The 18,395-nt window shown below is 62.1% G+C and carries 13 protein-coding genes; 10 read left to right on the top strand and 3 right to left on the bottom strand.

All coding sequences use genetic code 11. From position 1 onward, the window contains the following. Positions 1-109 precede the first annotated feature (109 nt). The 10 genes from FB009_RS13290 to FB009_RS13245 all read left to right on the top strand — a co-directional run bounded on the left by FB009_RS13290 (position 110) and on the right by FB009_RS13245 (position 11,600). On the top strand, positions 110-1,018 hold the full coding sequence (locus FB009_RS13290) for a LysR family transcriptional regulator (protein ID WP_011976316.1): 909 nt from the start codon (positions 110-112) through the stop codon (positions 1,016-1,018). Between the two features lie 118 nt (positions 1,019-1,136). After that, complete coding sequence (locus FB009_RS13285) at positions 1,137-2,297, top strand: ABC transporter substrate-binding protein (RefSeq protein ID WP_011976317.1); 1,161 nt, start codon at positions 1,137-1,139, stop codon at positions 2,295-2,297. Positions 2,298-2,478: 181 nt separating this feature from the next. Next, on the top strand, positions 2,479-3,474 hold the full coding sequence (locus tag FB009_RS13280; RefSeq protein ID WP_011976318.1) for an ABC transporter ATP-binding protein: 996 nt from the start codon (positions 2,479-2,481) through the stop codon (positions 3,472-3,474). Beyond that, positions 3,471-4,421 carry an ABC transporter permease gene (locus FB009_RS13275; RefSeq protein ID WP_011976319.1) on the top strand — a complete coding sequence of 317 codons (951 nt, stop codon included), beginning with the start codon at positions 3,471-3,473 and terminating at the stop codon, positions 4,419-4,421. Before FB009_RS13280 ends, FB009_RS13275 begins: the two co-directional genes overlap by 4 nt. Further along, a complete protein-coding gene (locus FB009_RS13270; protein WP_011976320.1) occupies positions 4,411-5,226 on the top strand; it encodes an ABC transporter permease in 816 nt (271 codons plus the stop codon). The genes FB009_RS13275 and FB009_RS13270 overlap by 11 nt, the downstream gene beginning before the upstream one ends. A gap of 26 nt (positions 5,227-5,252) precedes the next feature. Further along, a complete protein-coding gene (locus tag FB009_RS13265; protein WP_011976321.1) occupies positions 5,253-6,680 on the top strand; it encodes a gamma-aminobutyraldehyde dehydrogenase in 1,428 nt (475 codons plus the stop codon). A 210-nt stretch (positions 6,681-6,890) separates the two neighbouring features. Next, positions 6,891-9,065: a TonB-dependent siderophore receptor gene (locus FB009_RS13260; RefSeq protein WP_011976322.1), complete on the top strand. Its 2,175-nt coding sequence runs from the start codon at positions 6,891-6,893 to the stop codon at positions 9,063-9,065. 29 nt (positions 9,066-9,094) lie between these two features. Continuing rightward, entirely contained in the window at positions 9,095-9,826 is a 732-nt protein-coding gene (gene fhuF / locus FB009_RS13255; RefSeq protein WP_024310821.1) for a siderophore-iron reductase FhuF, read from the top strand. Positions 9,827-9,828: 2 nt separating this feature from the next. Further along, entirely contained in the window at positions 9,829-10,962 is a 1,134-nt protein-coding gene (locus FB009_RS13250; RefSeq protein WP_011976324.1) for an ABC transporter substrate-binding protein, read from the top strand. A 116-nt stretch (positions 10,963-11,078) separates the two neighbouring features. Further along, the gene (locus tag FB009_RS13245; RefSeq protein ID WP_011976325.1) at positions 11,079-11,600 is read left to right on the top strand and encodes a hypothetical protein; all 522 of its coding nucleotides are present in this window, start codon (positions 11,079-11,081) and stop codon (positions 11,598-11,600) included. A 96-nt stretch (positions 11,601-11,696) separates the two neighbouring features. Here FB009_RS13245 and FB009_RS13240 read toward each other — a convergent pair whose 3' ends face one another. The 3 genes from FB009_RS13240 to FB009_RS13230 form a co-directional block, all read right to left on the bottom strand. Beyond that, positions 11,697-13,241 carry a trimethylamine methyltransferase family protein gene (locus FB009_RS13240; protein ID WP_024324066.1) on the bottom strand — a complete coding sequence of 515 codons (1,545 nt, stop codon included), beginning with the start codon at positions 13,239-13,241 and terminating at the stop codon, positions 11,697-11,699. 144 nt (positions 13,242-13,385) lie between these two features. Continuing rightward, a complete protein-coding gene (locus FB009_RS13235) occupies positions 13,386-15,833 on the bottom strand; it encodes a GcvT family protein (protein ID WP_018208014.1) in 2,448 nt (815 codons plus the stop codon). Continuing rightward, positions 15,830-18,277 (bottom strand): GcvT family protein, encoded by a 2,448-nt coding sequence (locus FB009_RS13230; protein ID WP_011976328.1) that lies wholly within the window; start codon positions 18,275-18,277, stop codon positions 15,830-15,832. Before FB009_RS13230 ends, FB009_RS13235 begins: the two co-directional genes overlap by 4 nt. Between the last annotated feature and the right edge of the window lie 118 nt (positions 18,278-18,395).

The following is an 18,395-nucleotide window of genomic DNA, read 5'->3' as shown; positions in this document are numbered from 1 at the left end:
CATGCTTCCATGATCAAGCCGATTTAAGGGCAAATGTACAAGGTTTCAAAGTGCTGCCGGCGACCTTTGTCTGCTTGATTTCGCCTCGGCAAGCAGTGTTAATTTGACAATGGCGTTCACACTCCGGCAGTTGCAATATTTCGTCGCCGTCGCCGAGCAGGGCTCGGTCACCCGCGCGGCGCAGAACCTCTCCATTTCGCAGTCGTCGATCACCGAGGCAGTCAAGGAGCTCGAATCCGATCTCGGCGTCGAACTCTTCGACCGGCATCCGCGCGGGCTTTCGATCACCCATAACGGGCATCAGTTCCTGCGCCACGCGACCAAGATCCTCGCCGATGTTTCCGATGCGCGGCGCAGCTTCTCCGACAGCCGCGAAGAACGCAGCGGCAGGCTCAATCTCGGCGTCACTTCCCTCGTCGCCGGATACGTGCTCTCCGACCTGCTTGCGCGCTACCGCCGCGCCTGCCCCGGCGTCGAGGTGAGCGCCATCGAGGACAATGGTTCCTATCTCGAGCACCTCCTGATCGGCGGCGAACTCGACGTCGCCGTGATGGTCATCTCGAACCTGCGCGACCGCATGGCGCTGCAGGCGGAAATATTGGAAACTTCACCTTACCGGCTCTGGTTGCCGATCGGCCATCCGCTTGTCAGCGCCGACATCATATCGGTCGAGGATATCGCCAGGGAGCCGCTCATCATGCTGACGGTGGACGAAATCGAGGAGAACACCGGCAAACTTCTGACGGCGCTTGGCGCGCGCCCACACGTCGCGTTCCGAACCCGTTCCGTGGAAGCGGTCAGAAGTCTGGTCGCAACCGGCGCGGGCATCGCCCTTCTGCCTGATCTCGTCTACCGTCCCTGGTCGCTGGAAGGCGACCGGATTGAAAGCCGCGACGTTTCCGGCGCGCTGCCGGTCGTGCAGGTCGGCATGGTCTGGCGGAAGGGGTCGAGCCTGCCCCAGTCCGCGCGCGATTTCGTCGGCATAGCCGAAGCGCTGCGCAGCGCGAGGCCGAGGTGATCCATCGGAAAAACCGATACCGTCATTCTGATTAATGAATTTGCGAATGCGAGGAAATCAAGGCACGCTTCATTCCGGGAACAAAGCCGCAAACGGCGTTAAACCGGGGAGACTTCCGATGAAGCAGATCCTGAAATCCTGTACTGCGCTCACCCTGTCGATGGCGCTCGTCGCGCCTGCCTTTGCGCAGGAGCCGCCGAAGGAACTGGGGCCAGGCGAAGGCGCGCTCTCGATCGTCGCCTGGGCGGGCTATATCGAGCGCGGCGAGACTGACAAGAATTACGATTGGGTGACCGATTTCGAGAGCAAGACGGGATGCAAGGTCAGCGTCAAGACGGCGGCAACCTCGGATGAGATGGTCGCTCTGATGAACGAAGGCGGCTTCGACCTCGTCACCGCTTCCGGCGACGCCTCCCTCCGCCTTGTAGCCGGCAAACGCGTCCAGCCGATAAACACCGATCTCATCCCCAGTTGGAAGACGATCGACGAGCGCATGCAGAACGCCCCATGGCACACGGTCGACGGTGTCCACTACGGCACACCCTATGTCTGGGGGCCGAATGTTCTGATGTACAATACCGAAGCCTTCAAGGATCAGCCGCCGAAGAGCTGGAATGTCGTTTTCGAAGAGACGACATTGCCCGACGGCAAGTCGAACAAGGGCCGCATTCAGGCTTATGACGGCCCCATCCATGTGGCCGACGCTGCCAACTACCTGATGGCGCACAAGCCAGACCTCGGCATCAAAGACCCCTACGAGCTGAATGAGGACCAGTACAAGGCAGCACTCGACCTGTTGCGGACCCAACGCACACTGGTCGGCCGCTACTGGCACGACGCGATGATCCAGATCGACGATTTCAAGAATGAAGGCGTCGTGGCCTCCGGCTCCTGGCCCTTTCAGGTCAATCTGATGCAGGCCGAAAAGCAGCCTGTAGCCTCGATCATTCCGGAAGAGGGAGTGACGGGCTGGGCCGATACGACGATGCTGCATTCCGACAGCGAACATCCGAACTGCGCCTATATGTGGATGGAGCATTCGCTTTCGCCGAAGGTCCAGGGTGACGTCTCGGCCTGGTTCGGCGCCAACCCCTCGGTCGGCGCCGCCTGCAAAGGCAACGCCCTTCTGACCGACGAGGGTTGCAAGACCAATGGCTATGACGACTTCGAAAAGGTCAAGTTCTGGAAGACGCCGGTAACGAAATGCGAGAGCCAGGGCGAATGCGTGCCCTATCACCGCTGGGTCTCCGACTATATCGGCGTCATCGGCGGGCGGTAAGCCCTGACCCCAGCGCAAGTATTTGCCCCCGATTCCTCTCCCCACTTCGCGGGGAGAGGAATGCTACCGCGGATGCCCAACAGACGGGGCGAGGCCCCGGCCGCTTGTCCATTCTCCCCGCAAGCGGGGGGAGCGGGTCGCGGCAGCGGGATGAGGGGCAGAAACCTCCCGGAGTACAACCATGACCGCCGTTTTCTTCGACAATGTATCCCGCTATTTTGGCGCAGTACGTGCCGTTGATCGCGTGCACCTCACGATCGCCGAGGGAGAGTTCTTCGCGATGCTCGGTCCCTCGGGATCGGGGAAGACCACATGCCTGAGGCTGATGGCCGGCTTCGAGCAGCCGACGGGCGGGCACATCGAGATATTCGGCGAGACTGCCGAAGGCGTGCCGCCCTATCGCCGCAGCGTCAATACCGTCTTCCAGGACTACGCCCTTTTTCCGCATCTCTCCATTCTCGACAATGTCGCCTATGGGCTGATGGTCAAGGGCATCGGACGGGAGGAACGCCGCAAGGCGGCCGAGGACGCGCTCGCCATGGTGAAACTGCCGGGATACGGCACGCGCCGGCCCGGGCAGCTTTCCGGCGGTCAGCGCCAGCGCGTCGCCCTCGCCCGCGCGCTCGTCAATAAACCCAAGGTCCTGCTTCTCGACGAGCCGCTCGGCGCACTCGACCTGAAGCTGCGCGAACAAATGCAGGAGGAGTTGAAGATCTTGCAGAAGTCGCTCGGCATCACCTTCGTTTTCGTCACCCATGATCAGGGCGAGGCGCTTTCGATGGCCGACCGGATCGCCGTTTTCAACGAGGGCCGCATACAGCAGCTCGGAAGCCCGGAAGAGGTCTATAACCGTCCGCAGACCCGTTTCGTTGCCGATTTTGTCGGCTCCTCCAACGTCCTTTCTGAAGATCTCTGCCGCAGCCTGGGCCTGAAGGCTTCCTTCGCAAGCCTTCGCCCCGAGGCCGTGGCCATCGCGCCGCCGAGCGAGGGAGCGCTGAGTCTCGCCGGCACCGTCGCTTCGCAGAGCTTCCTTGGCGCCACCAACCGCATCGTGATCGATGTCGAGGGTGTCCGGATTGCGGTGGCCAGCCCGGCGGCGCGCGGCGTTCCGGCGGTCGGCAGCCCGGTTACGATCAGCTTCGCGGCGCACGATCTCCATCCGATGGAGGACGCATGACGATCGTCGCCGAGAGCATCATTCTTCCCCAACGCCGCAGCACGGCGGGCCGGCTTTCGGATTTCCTCTGGCGGCACCCTCATGTGCTTCTGGCGATTTTCCTCGGGCCGCCGCTGCTGTGGCTCGGGATTGTCTATCTCGGTTCGCTCTTTGCGCTGCTCCTGCAAAGCTTCTTCTCGATCGACGACTTCTCCGGTCTCGTAAACTACGAATTCACGCTTGCCACCTACCGGCAGCTTTTGAGCGGAGCCAACCTCGACATCATCATCCGTACCGTCACCATGGCCGCGGTGGTGACCCTCGTTTCGGCGCTCGTCGCCTTTCCAATCGCCTATTATGCGGCCCGTTATGCGCGCGGGAAATGGAAGGCGCTCTTCTATCTCGCCGTTATGCTGCCGCTCTGGTCGAGCTATCTCGTCAAGATTTATGCCTGGAAGCTGATCCTGGCCAAGGAAGGCATCCTCACCTGGATCTTCCAGAAGCTGAACCTCCTCTGGTTGATCGATGCCTGGCTTTCTCTTCCGCTCGTCGGCGGCAACTCGCTGTCGGTCAGCTATACGGGCACCTTCATCGTCTTCGTCTACGTCTGGATGCCGTTCATGATCCTGCCGATCCAGGCCGCGCTCGAGCGGGTACCGGCGAGCCTGATCGAAGCCTCGTCGGATCTCGGCGGCACCCCGTCCCAGACATTTCGCCATGTGCTCTTTCCGCTGGCGCTGCCGGGCATAGTCGCGGGTTCGATTTTCACATTCTCACTGACGCTCGGCGATTACATCATTCCGCAGATCGTCGGCTCGTCGCGGCTCTTCATCGGCCAGGCCGTCTACGCGCAGCAGGGGACCGCCGGCAATATTCCGCTCGCTGCCGCCTTCACGGTCGTGCCGATCGTCATCATGGGCGCCTATCTCTGGATGGCAAGACGCATGGGGGCTTTCGATGCGCTCTGAAAAATCGAACCCCGCCCCTCTTGGACTGAAGCTCGCCGCCGGCGCCGGCCTCGCCTTCATGCATCTGCCGATTCTGCTGATCTTTCTTTATGCCTTCACGACGGAGGAGAAGAGCTACCAGTTTCCGCCGCCGGGGCTTACCACTCAGTGGTTCGCCGTCGCCTGGAGCCGCCCGGACGTCTGGGCCGCGCTGACGCTGTCCGTCAAGGTCGCCTCGATCGCAACGGCGGTCGCGCTCGTGCTGGGGACGCTCTGCGCCGCCGCCGTCAGCCAGACCCGCTTCTTCGGCCGCGAGACGATCTCGCTTCTCGTCATCCTGCCGATCGCGCTTCCCGGCATCATCACCGGCATCGCGCTGCGCTCGGCCTTTTCGATGGCCGATATCCCCTTCTCCTTCTGGACCATCGTGCTCGGCCACGCCACCTTCTGCATCGTCGTCGTCTACAACAATGCCGTCGCCCGTTTCCGCCGTATTTCGGGCTCGCTGATCGAGGCCTCGATGGACCTCGGCGCCGATGGTTTTCAGACCTTCCGCTACATCATCCTCCCGAACATCGGAACGGCGCTGCTTGCCGGCGGCATGCTCGCCTTCGCGCTTTCCTTCGACGAGGTGATCGTCACCACCTTCACTGCCGGACAGCAATCGACCCTGCCGATCTGGATGCTCGAAGAACTGATCCGTCCGCGCCAGCGCCCGGTGACCAACGTCGTCGCCATGGTCGTCGTGATGGTCACCTTCCTGCCGATCCTCGGCGCCTATTACCTGACCCGCGACGGCGATCAGATCGCCGGCGCCGGCAAATGACATTCGCACTTGAAGGGAGAACAGACATGGACACTCAGCTCTTGATCGGATCCCGCTTCGAATCCGGAACGGAGGCCGAGGAGCACATCCTCAATCCGAGGACGGGCGCCGGGATCATCGACCTGGCGGAGGCCTCCCATGCGCAGATCGATGCCGCAGTCGACGCTGCCGAGCGTGCCTTCGCCACCTGGTCGCAGACGACGCCGGCCGAACGCTCCAACGCCCTGCTGAAGATCGCCGATGCGATCGAGAAGGATGCCGACGGTTTCGCGGAACTTGAGGCGTTGAACTGCGGCAAGCCGATCAATGCGGTGAAGAACGATGAATTGCCGGCGATCATCGATTGCTGGCGCTTCTTCGCGGGTGCCGTGCGCAATCTCCATGCGCCGGCGGCGGGCGAATATCTGCCGGGCCACACCTCCATGATCCGCCGCGATCCGATCGGGATCGTCGGCTCGATCGCGCCCTGGAATTACCCGCTGATGATGATGGCCTGGAAGCTGGCCCCGGCGATCGGCGGCGGCAACACCGTCGTCTTCAAGCCGTCCGAGCAGACGCCGCTGACGGCGCTTAAACTTGCTCGCGTCATCTCCGACATTCTGCCGGAGGGCGTCGTCAACGTCGTCACCGGCCGCGGGGAGACCGTCGGCAACGCGCTGATCAACCATCACAAGGTCGGGATGGTGTCGATCACCGGCGACATCGCCACCGGCAAGAAGGTGCTTGCCGCCGCCGCGAAGACTGTAAAGCGTACGCATCTCGAACTCGGCGGCAAGGCGCCCGTGATCGTCTATGACGATGCCGACCTCGAAGCGGTCGTAAACGGCATCCGCACCTTCGGTTACTACAATGCCGGACAGGATTGCACTGCCGCCTGCCGCGTCTATGCCGAAGCCGGCATCTACGAGAAGCTCGTCGCCGACCTCACATCTGCCGTCTCGACCATCCGCTACAACCTCGAGGACGACACTGAAAACGAGATCGGCCCGCTGATCTCCAGGCGCCAGCGCGACCGCGTCGCAAGCTTCGTCGAAAGGGCTGCCGACCAGAAGCACATCGAGGTCACCACCGGCGGCCGCGCCGGCAGCGAGCAGGGCTTCTTCTTTCAGCCCACCGTCGTCGCGGGCGCCACCCAGGAAGACGAGATCGTGCGCCGCGAAGTCTTCGGTCCGGTAGTCTCCGTCACCCGCTTCACCGAAAAGGACGACGCGGTTGCCTGGGCGAACGACAGCGATTACGGCCTCGCCTCCTCCGTCTGGACGAAGGATATCAGCAAGGCGATGAAGGCGGCGTCCCGACTGCAATATGGCTGCACCTGGATCAACACCCACTTCATGCTGACCAACGAAATGCCCCATGGCGGCATCAAGCAGTCGGGCTACGGCAAGGATATGTCGGTCTATGCGCTGGAGGACTATACCGCCGTTCGCCACATCATGATCAATCACGGGTGACGGCCAAGGGGGCCCATCCGGCCTGACCGCCACCTTCACTCCGCGTGCGGGGCGAAGGTGGCTCGCGGCAGCCGCGCCGCTGTTGCACATTTCCCACAAACACTCTGAACATGATTAGGAAAGTCATGAAATCGGCTTGCGCTTCCTCTAATCATGAGTGATTAGCTCACCTTATAGAACATAACTTATATCTCTATAAGGTTGCGTCGCATGCCCCCCAGAACCGCCTCCCTATTGCCGCTCATTCGCGCGGCCCTCGCTGGAACCTCCGCCCTCGCCCTCGTAGCAACGGCACAGGCACAGGACGTAGGGCAGGAATCCGTTTCCGACGACCAGTCGACTGACCTCGAAACATTGGTCGTCAATGGCAGCGGCGGGGTGATCACGGCGGAAGGCTATGTCGCAACCAGCAGCGCGACCGGCGCCAAGGTCGATACGCCGTTCCTGGAGACGCCGCAATCGATCTCCACGGTCACCGAGCAGCAGCTGAAGGATCGAAATCCACAGACGCTGCTGGAAACGCTGGCCTACACGCCGGGGACGCGCGTCGGCGCCTATGGCTTCGATCCACGCTTCGATGCATTTTTCGTACGCGGTTTCGACGTGACCTTTACCGGTGTGTTCCGTGACAACCTCCGCCAACCGGCCGCGGTCGACTCGGTCTTCAAGACTGAACCTTACGGGCTTGAAGGCGTCTCGATCCTGCGCGGCCCTTCCTCGGCCCTTTACGGCGCAACCGGCGCCGGAGGCCTTTACAACCTTATTACCAAGCGCCCGACGGAAGAAATGCTGCGGGAGGTGCAGGTTCAATATGGCAACCACGACCGCTATCAGGGCCAATTCGACTTTTCAGGTCCGGTGAACGAGACCGATCCCATCTATTACCGCCTGACTGGCTTGCTGCGCGATGCCGACACGGAGCAGGTCGGCCTCTCCGACGATCGCGCCTATATAGCGCCGGCCTTCACCTGGAAGCCCGACGAAGATACCAAGCTGACCGTACTTAGTGAATATTCACGCACCAAGTCCGGAGGCACGGCGACTTACTACAATGACCCGCTTACCGGTGAAGTCACCGACATATTCGCCGGCAATCCCGACTTCAACGACTCGATCCAGAAGCAGGGTCGGATCGGCTATGAGTTTGAGCACCGGCTCAACGATACGTTCGTGTTCCGCCAAAACGCCCGCGTGTCTACTCTGAACATCGATGCGGACTGGGCCTTCGCCTACGCCCCGAATGCCGCGGATCCGACCTTGCTCGACAGCAGCGCCGGCACCTATGACGAACGCCTGACCGCGTTCGTCATCGATAATCAGCTCGAAGCCAAATTCGATACCGGTGCGTTCGAGCATACGTTGGTCGCCGGCGTCGACTATACGAAGCTGCGTTTCCGGGCACTCGACGGGCGCGGCGTTTCGCCGCCGCTCGATACGAAGAATCCGACCAAGGGGCGTCCGGTCGAGGCGATTGATTTCGACACACGTACCGTCCAGGATCAGTGGCAACTCGGTACATACCTCCAAGACCAGATCCGCTACGACGCATGGACCTTGACGATGGGCGGGCGCTACGACTGGGTCTCGACCGATACGGACACCACGGTTCTGGCCACCGACTCGCTAACCACGGTATCGCAAAAGGACAAGGAGTTCTCCGGCCGTATAGGGCTCACCTATCAGACGGATTTCGGTCTCGCGCCTTATATCAGCTACTCGACGGCATTCATGCCCAATGCCGGTTTCAACAGGGCGACGAACCAGCCGTTCAAGCCTACCGAGAGCGAGCAGGAAGAAATCGGCATCAAGTATCTCCTGCCGAACAGCAACACGCTGATTACGGCAGCTCTCTTCAACATCGATCAGAAGAATGGCCTGTATCTCGAAGCCGCCGGGGATACTGCAATCCAGGTTCAGCGCGGAAAACTGCGCTCGCGCGGTTTCGAGATCGAAGCGAATACCAGCCTTGACAATGGTCTTTCGCTGATAGTTTCTTATGCATATACCGACGTGAAGATTATTCAAGGATCTACCGGTACGACTGGCAACCATGTCTCATCCGCACCAAAGCACATGGCATCGATATGGGCCCATTATACACTGCCGGAAGGTGGTCCATTTTACGGATTCAGCCTAGGCGGCGGCGCGCGTTTCGTCGGCGCAAGCTACGGCAATGACCAGAACACCTTCAAGAATAGTTCGCGTATCCTCTTCGATGCTTCCGTCGGATACGACTTCGCAGCGATCGACCAGAAATATGAGGGCCTGCAGCTGCAAGTGAATGCCACCAACCTGTTTGACCGCCGCGATGCGGTATGCACTGCGGGTTATTGCCATCGCGATCAGGGCCGCACCGTTATCGGCTCTCTGCGCTACAACTGGTAAGCGTCATGGCAGCCGGTGCGCGTGAAAGCATGGCGGTATTCGACGGGCCGAAAGGACTGTCGGCGGCCTTTGCCGGACCGCATGCCTGGTGCAACGAGAAGATGATGCTGTCGGAGAACCTCTCCGACGGCATCTCGCTGCCCGAGTTCTTTGCCTCGGGCGCCTTCGACCGTGCGCTGTCGCTCTATGCCGAGACGTCCGGCGGCACCGACCGTCGCGCCGTCGCCTCCATGTGGTCGCTCTACTACTTCTCCGCGCTGACGATTCCCTATGTCGTCGCCCGGGTGCTGGACCACCAGGCGCTGCCCGCTGCCTTCGACGGCATGACGGTGGCACTCTCCGCCGACGGGCTGCCGCGTGCCTTCGGAGTGGCGACCACAGGCGAATGGCGCGACGACGACGCCAGCGACGTCTTTACCCTGATCGGCTCGCTGATGGACGAACATCTTGCGAGGGTCGTGCCGCATCTCAAGGCGACGGGCGGCATATCGCCGAGGCTCGCCTGGAACAACGCAGCCGTTTACATCGATTATGCGCTTCGAACGGCTGGCACCGACCCCATGAGCGATCAGGCGGACGCCATGGTCGCCTGTCGCCTGATGCCCAACGGCGGCGCCAACCCCTTCTTCGACTGCCTGCGTCAGGAGGAGGAAGACGGGGCGCCCGTCTGCCGGCGCAAGATCTGCTGTCTCAGGTATCTCCTCCCTGGCATCCCGAGCTGCGGCAGTCTCTGTGCCCTTCCCAGTCAAAGGAAACAATAGCTTTGTCTCGTCTGCTCCTCTGCCGCCGCAGCCTCGTTCGGGCTTTTGCATTTCTGGCCATCGCCTTCTCTCCGCTTGCCGCGCTGGCCGAGGTGCAATGGCCAATGACCGTCACCGATGCGGTTGGCCGTGAGGTCGCGATTCCCGCGCCGCCCAGGGCGGTTCTGCTTGGCAGCGGCTTCAATCTGATTGCCCTGTCCCTCATTCATCCGGACCCGATCGGCCTTCTCGCCGGCTGGTCCGGCGATATGAAGGGCGACAATCCGGAGATTTACGAGAGCTTTTTGCGCAAGTTCCCAGCCCTCGGTGACGTGCCTCTGATCGACGACGGCAGCGGTCCCGGACTGTCCCTCGAGACCATCCTGACGCTCAAGGCCGATCTTGCCATCCTCGCAAACTGGCAGGCGGACACGGAGGCGGGCCAGCGCGCGATGGAATATCTCGAAAGCATCGGCGTGCCTGTGATCGTCGTCGATTTCAACAACGAGGCGCTCAAGAACACACCGGATAACATGCGCCTTCTCGGCAAGGTCTTCGAGAGAGAAGAGCAGGCGGAAGACTTCGCCCGATTCTACGAAGAGCGCCTTGCCCGCATTCGCGAGCGCGTTGCCGGGCACCCGGAGCCCGGGCCCAGGGTTCTCATGGAAGCGTTCCCTGCAGCCGATCGTTGCTGCTGGGCCTATGGCACCGGGGGACTGGGCGAATTCATTGCCGTCACCGGCAGCCGCAACGTCGCCGAGGGAGCGCTACCGCGCCCGGGAGGCATGATGAATGCGGAAGCAGTCATGGCCGAAAACCCGGATGTCTATATAGCCACCTCCTCGCCGGGCGGAAAATACAGCGGCTTTTCGATCGGCCCCGGGGTCGGGGCCGAAGAGGCGGAGACCACGCTCGCGGCAGTCGTAGACAAACCGTTGATGGCAAGCATCGCGGCCGTCCGCGACCGACGCGTCCACGGTATCTGGAATTTCTTCAATGCCGTTCCGCTGAACATCGTCGCAGCGGAAGCATTCGCCTCCTGGCTGCGCCCCGACCTCTTCCCCGACATCAACCCGGCCGCAACGCTCTCCGAGATAAACCGTCGTTTCGCCGCGGTCCCCTTTGAAGGCGCCTATTGGGTCAGCCTCAAGAAATAGGCCGTCGGGTCGTGAAAGCGCGAGCGCGGGTTTTACCGTGGTTTCCGCATATAGAAGTGGAGCGACGATTGCCACGGCCGCGCCGGGCTATATAAGGTCCTCGCAGGAGGAAATTCATGGCGTGGCTGGTTGCGTTACCGTTGGGCTTGGCGATCGTGTATCTCGCGGCTCGATACGGCCGCTTCCGCAACTGGATCGAGCCGGTTTTGTCGATTGCGGTCGCGCTAGGCCTCAGCATCGCCTTTCTCGTCTGGCTGAACGAAAGTGCACCGGACGAGGTCCCGGCGCCTGTCCCTGCCGAACCGGCCCAAGGGCTGACCGCCGCCGACATCATGCTTCAGGACATGGCATTCGAGCCCAGCCAGACCAGGCGCAGCTACCGCGTTCGTGGCACCGCCGCCAATGCATCGGACACGACCCTGGAATATTTCCGCCTGACGGTTACGCTCGAAGATTGCCCGCAGGGCGCATGCAGACGTATCGGTGATGATACCGCGCTCATTCTCCTGCGCCTGCAAGCGGGCCAAAGCCGCCCGTTCGAGACCTTCCTCACCTTTCCCTATCGGCCGGATGAAGCGCCGATCGCGCCGAAGTGGAGCTACAGGGTGAGCGAGGTCAGGGGGGCCGCACGGCAGTAAATTTGTTCAAGCGGTCTCGCCTGAATTTGCCGCCGAAACATTCCATCTCGCAGATGCAGGAGCCGTTCGCTGCCGCCAACCGCATGGACGATCGTCTCAGCAATATATCCCGAACCGCTCCCGGATCGACCGATCGACCTCCGGCGCGATCAGCGACGGGGCGGCCTCGGCAAGAATGCGGTTCTTCCTTTCGATCGCGCGCGCGACGAGATCCGGCCGGCCGATCTCGACCCATTCCTTGGGGCTCGTGCGGTCGGCAACCGCCGGATAGATATATTCCGTCTGCATCAGGCCAAGTGTCTGCGGATGGCCAAGATAGTGGCCGGGGCCGTCGAGGCAGACCGAGCGCATGGTTTCGAGCGAGACTGTATCCTCCGTGACATCGATGCCGCGGATGCAGCGCTGCACCTGGCCCAGCATGTCGTCACCCAGCACCAGCGACTCCAGGCAAAAGCCCAGGAGCGAGGCGTGCATGCCGACGGACTCATAGACCATGTTCAGGCCGGAAAGCCCCGCCATGACATTGGAGATCGCCTGTTCCCAGCCCGCCTGCATATCGGGAAGCTTCGCATCCGCAATGCCGGCAGCAGCGCCGCCCGGGAGACGGTAGAACTGGTGCATCTGCGCACAACCCGCCGATAGCAACGCCTGCTCGCCGGAACCGCCCGACATCGCACCCGTTCTCAGATCGGAGACGAACGGCCACGTACCGAAGACAGCCGGATGACCGGGCGAAAGAGCGTTGACGTAGACGACGCCCGCAAGGCACTCGGCCACCGCCTGTACGATGGCGGTTGCAAGCGGGGCCGGGGCAGTCGCCCCCGCCTGGCCCGCAGAAAGCAGAAGGATCGGCATGCCGCCGCGGATGCACTTCTCCATGGTGATGCAGCTTTCCTCCGCGAACTTCATCGGAGGCACCACGAAGCAGTTCGAGTTCGAGACGAAAGGCCGCGCCCGCCACTGCTCCTCGCCGCCGGCTATCATGTGAATGAGATCGAAGCAGCCCTCGACATGCGACGGATCGGAGAAGCTCGTGCCGACATGCTTCGTCGTTCCGGCGCAGCAGGCGTAGAGCGTATTGATATCCATCAGGAAATTGTCGGAAACGTCCCGGCAGACCATGGCGCGCTGGAAGAAGTGGACATTGTCCAGGCGGTGGACGAGCTGCGCCGCGTTCAGGAGGTCCTTGGCGGTGGACTCGCGGTATTCGCGCTTTTCGACGTCGACGACGTGGACCGCCGCGCCCGCCGTACCGTAATAGACACGCGTACCGCTGAGTTCGAGGTCCTGTTTCGGATCACGCGCGAAAAGCGTTATGTCGCGCGCGGCGAGGGCCAGCATGTCCTCGACCAATGCACGCGGAAAGCGGAGCCGCCCGTCCTCGCCGAGGATCGCCCCGGCTCCGGTCATGATCTCGACGCCGGATTGCGGCGCATTGGCAAGGCCGATCTGCTCCAGCGCATCGAGCGCTGCCTCGTGAATTCGTTTGACGTTTGCCTCCGTCAGCGGCTTGTACTGCCCGCCGGAAAGACCCGGCCGGACGGGACGGATATTTTCGGCGAGCGGAGCCGAGCGGAGCGCAACGCGCGCCGCCCGTCCGCCGGACCGTCTCGAAGCAGCAACTGCGCATTCCTCAGCCATCATTCATCTCCCAGTGGCGCTGTCGTCGTGTGGCAATCGCCCCTCGCCTGCCCTCTCCCCGGATGGTTTCAGAGGGCGCCGTATGTTCCCATCTCCCCGTCAAAACGGGAGAATGCGGCGGCAGGCGGATGAGGGGCGGTTTCTTCAGGCCTTCACCCGCTCCGCCTTCGGATCGTACATCGGCTTCGATGAAGCCACGGCCTTGACCCGTGTTCCGGCGATTTCGATCTCGTAGCCCGATGCAAGCACATCCGCCTCGCCCTCCCCCTGGCAAGGCACGTAGCCGAGCCCGATCGCGCCACCGAGGTGATGTCCGTAATTGCCGGACGTGATCGTTCCGACGATCTCGCCATCGCGCACGATCGCCTCGTTGTGGAAGAGCAACGGCTCCGGATCGGAAAGCCGGAACTGCAACAGCCTGCGCGAAAGGCCCTTGTCGCGCTTCGCGAGCACTGCTTCGCGGCCGATGAATTCGCCCTTGGCGGACTTCACTGCAAAGCCGAGTCCGGCTTCGAGCACGTGATCCTCATCGGTTATGTCATGGCCGAAATGCCGGAACGCTTTCTCGATCCGGCAACTGTCCAGCGTGTGAAGGCCGCAGAGCCGGAGGCCGGCGTCGGCGCCCGCCGCCTCCAGCGTCTCGAACACATGCGCCGCCTGGTCGGTCGATACATAAAGCTCCCAGCCTAGTTCGCCGACATACGTGACACGGTGAGCGCGGGCTAAACCCATGCCGACTTCGATCTCGCGCGCGGTGCCGAAAGGATGCGCTTCATTGGAGAAATCGTTCGGGCTCACCTTCTGCATAAGGTCCCGAGCCTTCGGTCCCATGACGCAGAGTACGCTTTCGGCGGCGGTGACGTCAGTGACCACCACGAATTCGTCACGCAAGTGCCTCCGCAACCAGGAAAGGTCCCGCTGCAGGGTCGCACCGGGCACGACGAGGAAAAATGCGGATTCCGAGAACCGGGTGACGGTAAGGTCGCTCTCGATGCCGCCCCGAGCGTTCAGCATCTGCGTGTAGACGACACGGCCGGGCTCGACATCCATCTCATTGGCGCAAAGCCGTTGCAGGAAGGCGAGCGCATCGCGACCTTCGACACGAATCTTCCCGAAGGACGTCATGTCGAAGAGGCCGACCTTGCTGCGGACCGCAAGGTGCTCCTGCCGCTGATTTTCAAACCAGTTCTGCCGCTTCCAGGAGTAACGATATTCGCGCTCCTGACCCTGTTCCGCGAACCAGTTCGCCCGCTCCCATCCCGCCACTTCGCCGAACACGGCACCGCGCGCCTTCAGGTGCTCATGGATGGGCGAGCGGCGAACACCGCGCGCGGTTGCCATCTGGCGATAGGGGAAATGATCTGCATAGAGCAGTCCAAGCGTCTCGCCCACGCGCTCCTTCAGGTAGGAGCGGTTTTTCTGAAAAGGCTGGGCGCGGCGGATGTCGACCTCCCAGAGGTCGAAGGGCGGCTCGCCGTCGTTCATCCACTGCGCCAGCGCCATTCCGGCACCCCCGGAAGAGACGATGCCGATCGAATTATATCCGGCGGCAACCCAATATCCCTTAACCTCGGGCGCCTCGCCAAGATAGTAGCGGTCGTCGGGGGTGAAGCTTTCCGGCCCGTTGAAGAAGGTATGAATGCCGGCCGTCTCCAGCATCGGCATGCGGTTGACCGCCATTTCGAGGATCGGCGCGAAATGGTCGAAGTCCTCCGGCAGCTGGTCGAAGCAGAAGTCCTCGCGAATGCCTTCCATGCCCCAGGGCTTGGCTTTCAGCTCAAAGGCGCCCACGAGCATCTTGCCTGCGTCTTCCTTGTAGTAGGTGCACTCGTCGGGTACGCGCAGCACCGGCAGGCGGCCCAGACCCGGCACTGCCTCGGTCACGATGTAGAAATGCTCGCAGGCGTGCAGCGGCACCGTCACACCGGATTGCCGGGCAAGCTCCCTGCCCCACATGCCGGCGCAGTTGACGACGTTCTCGGTCTCGATGGTGTAATTCTCGCCGTTCTGCTTGCAGGTGACACCGGCAACACGGCCATCCTTCTTCAACACCGAGGTGACTTTCACGCCCTCGATGATCGTCGCGCCGTTCTGCCGCGCACCCTTGGCAAGCGCCATGGCGATATTGGCCGGATCGCATTGACCGTCCAGCGGCAGGTGCACCGCCGCCTTAACATCGGAGACGTTGAGGTGCGGATAGAGCGCCTTCACTTCGCTCGCACAGATCTCGCGCACATCCACATCGAAGGCACGCGCTAGCGAAGCCTGGCGGTAGATCTCCTCCTTGCGCTCTTCCGTCAGCGCCACGGTGATCGAGCCGTTCTGGCGCATGCCGGTAGCAATGCCGGTCTCCGCCTCGAGGTTCACGTAAAGGTCGGCCGAATATTTTGCGAGGCGTGTCATGTTCTGCGAGGCGCGCAGCTGGCCGATCAGCCCGGCCGCATGCCAGGTGGTGCCGCAGGTGAGCTGCTTGCGCTCGAGCAGCACGACGTCGGTCCAGCCGAGCTTTGACAGGTGATAGGCGACCGAACAACCGGAAACGCCACCGCCGATGATGACCACGCGCGCCTTTTCAGGGATCGGCTTCGTCATGCTTTCAGTCTTTCATTCGAGGGATCCCAAAGCGGCTGGTCCGGCTGCACGACGGCCTTGAAGCGGTCGCCGAAAATCTCGACCTCGACCTCGCGCCCGGGAACGGCGAGATCGGCGCGTAACATGCCGAGCGCGATCGATCTTCCTGTCCGATAGCCCCAGTTTCCGGAAGTCGTCTCGCCGACCACCTCGCCCCCGGACCACAGCGTCGACATGTAGGGCGCGTCGCAGGCCTCGGCCTCCACCGTCAACGTCACGAAACGCCTGGTAACCCCCTGTTGCTTCTCGCGCTCCAGTGCCGCCTTGCCCTTGAAGTCGGGCTTCGACCAGTCGACAAAGCGTTCAAGGCCGCCCTGAAGCACGGTATAATCTGTCGAAAGATCGCCCTTCCAGGCGCGGTAACCCTTCTCTATGCGCAGGCTGTCGAGCGCTTCCATGCCGAATGGCCTGAGGCCGTGCTTCTGGCCCGCTTCCCACACGGCGTCGAAGATCGCCGGGGTATCGTCGATCTTGGTATGGATTTCCCAACCGAGCTCGCCGGCGAAAGACACCCGCACGAGCTGGCAATAGCGCCCCGCGATCTGAGCCGTCTGGTGCGTCAGCCAGCCCTTTGCAAGATCGGCATCGCAGACCTCGGCCAGGATCGCGCGTGATTTCGGGCCTGTCAGGATCTGGCATGAAAAATTCGCCGTCACGTCGTCCAATGTAAAAGCCGCATCAACAGGGCGGTGCTTCCGGAGCCACTCGAAGTCATGCCACTGCGCCGTCGCCGCGGTTATCAGGAAGAAGAAATCCTCCTCGATTGCCATGACCGACATTTCGGTGAGGATGCGGCCTTTGCTATCGGCGAAATAGGCAAGGCCGATTCGGCCCGGCTTCGGCACGCGGCCGGTAATGAGACCGGAAAGCCATTCGCGCGCGCCCTCGCCTTTCAAGCGAAAGCGCGAGAAGCCAGGCAGGTCGAGAATACCCGCGGCGTCGCGCACGGCCAGGCACTCCTCCTCGATCCGCTTCGCCCAGGGGCCTTCCCTGCCCCAGGTCTGCGTCGCCTCCTCCGACGTGTCGTCGCCCGGCTTGGCGTACCACATGGCGCGTTCCCAGCCATTATATGGCTTGAACTGAGCGCCGAGTGCGGCAATGCGGTCATGGATCTGCGAAAGCTTTCTATTGCGCCCCGCCGGCCAGTAGTGCTTGGGGAAATGCATCGCATATTCGTTGCCGTAGATCTGCATGCCCTTGGCGATGCAATAGTCCTGATCGGTGTAGTCCGTGTAACGGCGCGGATCGCAGGACCACATGTCCCATTCCGTCTGACCTTCGGTCACCCATTCCGCAAGGACCTTGCCCGCACCGCCAGCCTGGCAAATGCCGAAGGTGAAGACGCAGGCCTCGAAGGCGTTCGGCACGCCCGGCATCGGCCCTATCAGCGGATTTCCATCCGGAGCGTAGGGGATCGGCCCGTTGATGACGCGGGAGAGTCCGGCGGTACCGAGGATCGGAACGCGTTCGACCGCGTCGTTCAGATACCATTCGAGCCTTTCGAGGTCGTCCGGAAAGAGCTGGAAGGAAAAGTCCTCCGGCATCGGATCGTCCGTCGTCGTCCAGTGAGCACGACAGTTCTTCTCGTACGGGCCGAGATTCATGCCGTATTTCTCCTGCCGGAGATAATAGGAGCTGTCGACGTCGCGCAGCAGCGGCAGCTTGTGACCCGCCTCCTTGGACCAGGCGGCAAGTTCCGGAATCTCGTCGAAGAGGACATATTGATGGCTCATCACCATCATCGGCACGTCGCGGCCGAACATCCTGCCGACCTCACGGGCGTAATAGCCGGCCGCATTCACCACGTATTCACAGCGGATTTCGCCTTGCGGCGTCTCGATCACCCATTCGTCCTTTTCGCGCCGGGCACCGGTCACGGGACAGAAGCGGATGATCTTCGCACCCATGTCGCGTGCGCCCTTGGCCAGCGCCTGCGTGAGCTGCGCCGGATCGATGTCGCCGTCATAGGGGTCGTAGAGCGCGCCCGTGAGCTCATGCGTCTCGAGGAAGGGATAGCGGCTGCGCATTTCGTCGGGCGCCAGAATGTCGAGTTCCATGCCCTGGTAGCGGCCCATGCCCACGACGCGCTTGAATTCCTGCAGGCGCTCCTTCGTATGGCCGAGACGGAGGGAGCCCGTCACGTGGTAGTTCATCGGATAATCGACTTGCACACCCAGGTCGCGGTAAAGCGACGCCGAATAGCGCTGCATGTTCATGATCGACCAGGACGAGGAGAAGGTCGGCACGTTACCAGCAGCATGCCAGGTGGAGCCGGCCGTGAGCTCGTTCTTTTCGAGAAGCACGCAGTCTGTCCAGCCGGCCTTGGCGAGATGGTAGATCGAGGAGGCGCCGACGGCGCCCCCACCAATGATCACGACGCGTGCGTGAGACGGCAAATTCGACATGCTGGCTCCTCTGTTACGGCGATTTTTGACGAGGAAGCTGAAGTCCATCAAGCGCCGCGAGGCGGCTTTATTAATCGATGAATTCGATTAGATTGCCGAGGGGGATGCAAGGAGCGGC

This window comes from Sinorhizobium medicae, from assembly GCF_007827695.1.
Lineage (GTDB): Bacteria > Pseudomonadota > Alphaproteobacteria > Rhizobiales > Rhizobiaceae > Sinorhizobium > Sinorhizobium medicae.
Note: the sequence above shows the minus strand (reverse complement) of the source record. Positions and strands in the feature narration are given on the sequence as shown.

Excerpts from the sequence above, each read along its gene's own strand:
- FB009_RS13290 (WP_011976316.1), top strand. The coding sequence starts at position 110 with ATGGCGTTCACACTCCGGCAGTTGCAATATTTCGTCGCCGTCGCCGAG.
- FB009_RS13285 (WP_011976317.1), top strand. The coding sequence starts at position 1,137 with ATGAAGCAGATCCTGAAATCCTGTACTGCGCTCACCCTGTCGATGGCG.
- FB009_RS13280 (WP_011976318.1), top strand. The coding sequence starts at position 2,479 with ATGACCGCCGTTTTCTTCGACAATGTATCCCGCTATTTTGGCGCAGTA.
- FB009_RS13275 (WP_011976319.1), top strand. The coding sequence starts at position 3,471 with ATGACGATCGTCGCCGAGAGCATCATTCTTCCCCAACGCCGCAGCACG.
- FB009_RS13270 (WP_011976320.1), top strand. The coding sequence starts at position 4,411 with ATGCGCTCTGAAAAATCGAACCCCGCCCCTCTTGGACTGAAGCTCGCC.
- FB009_RS13265 (WP_011976321.1), top strand. The coding sequence starts at position 5,253 with ATGGACACTCAGCTCTTGATCGGATCCCGCTTCGAATCCGGAACGGAG.
- FB009_RS13260 (WP_011976322.1), top strand. The coding sequence starts at position 6,891 with ATGCCCCCCAGAACCGCCTCCCTATTGCCGCTCATTCGCGCGGCCCTC.
- fhuF (WP_024310821.1), top strand. The coding sequence starts at position 9,095 with ATGGCGGTATTCGACGGGCCGAAAGGACTGTCGGCGGCCTTTGCCGGA.
- FB009_RS13245 (WP_011976325.1), top strand. The coding sequence starts at position 11,079 with ATGGCGTGGCTGGTTGCGTTACCGTTGGGCTTGGCGATCGTGTATCTC.
- FB009_RS13240 (WP_024324066.1), bottom strand. The coding sequence starts at position 13,241 with ATGGCTGAGGAATGCGCAGTTGCTGCTTCGAGACGGTCCGGCGGACGG.
- FB009_RS13235 (WP_018208014.1), bottom strand. The coding sequence starts at position 15,833 with ATGACGAAGCCGATCCCTGAAAAGGCGCGCGTGGTCATCATCGGCGGT.
- FB009_RS13230 (WP_011976328.1), bottom strand. The coding sequence starts at position 18,277 with ATGTCGAATTTGCCGTCTCACGCACGCGTCGTGATCATTGGTGGGGGC.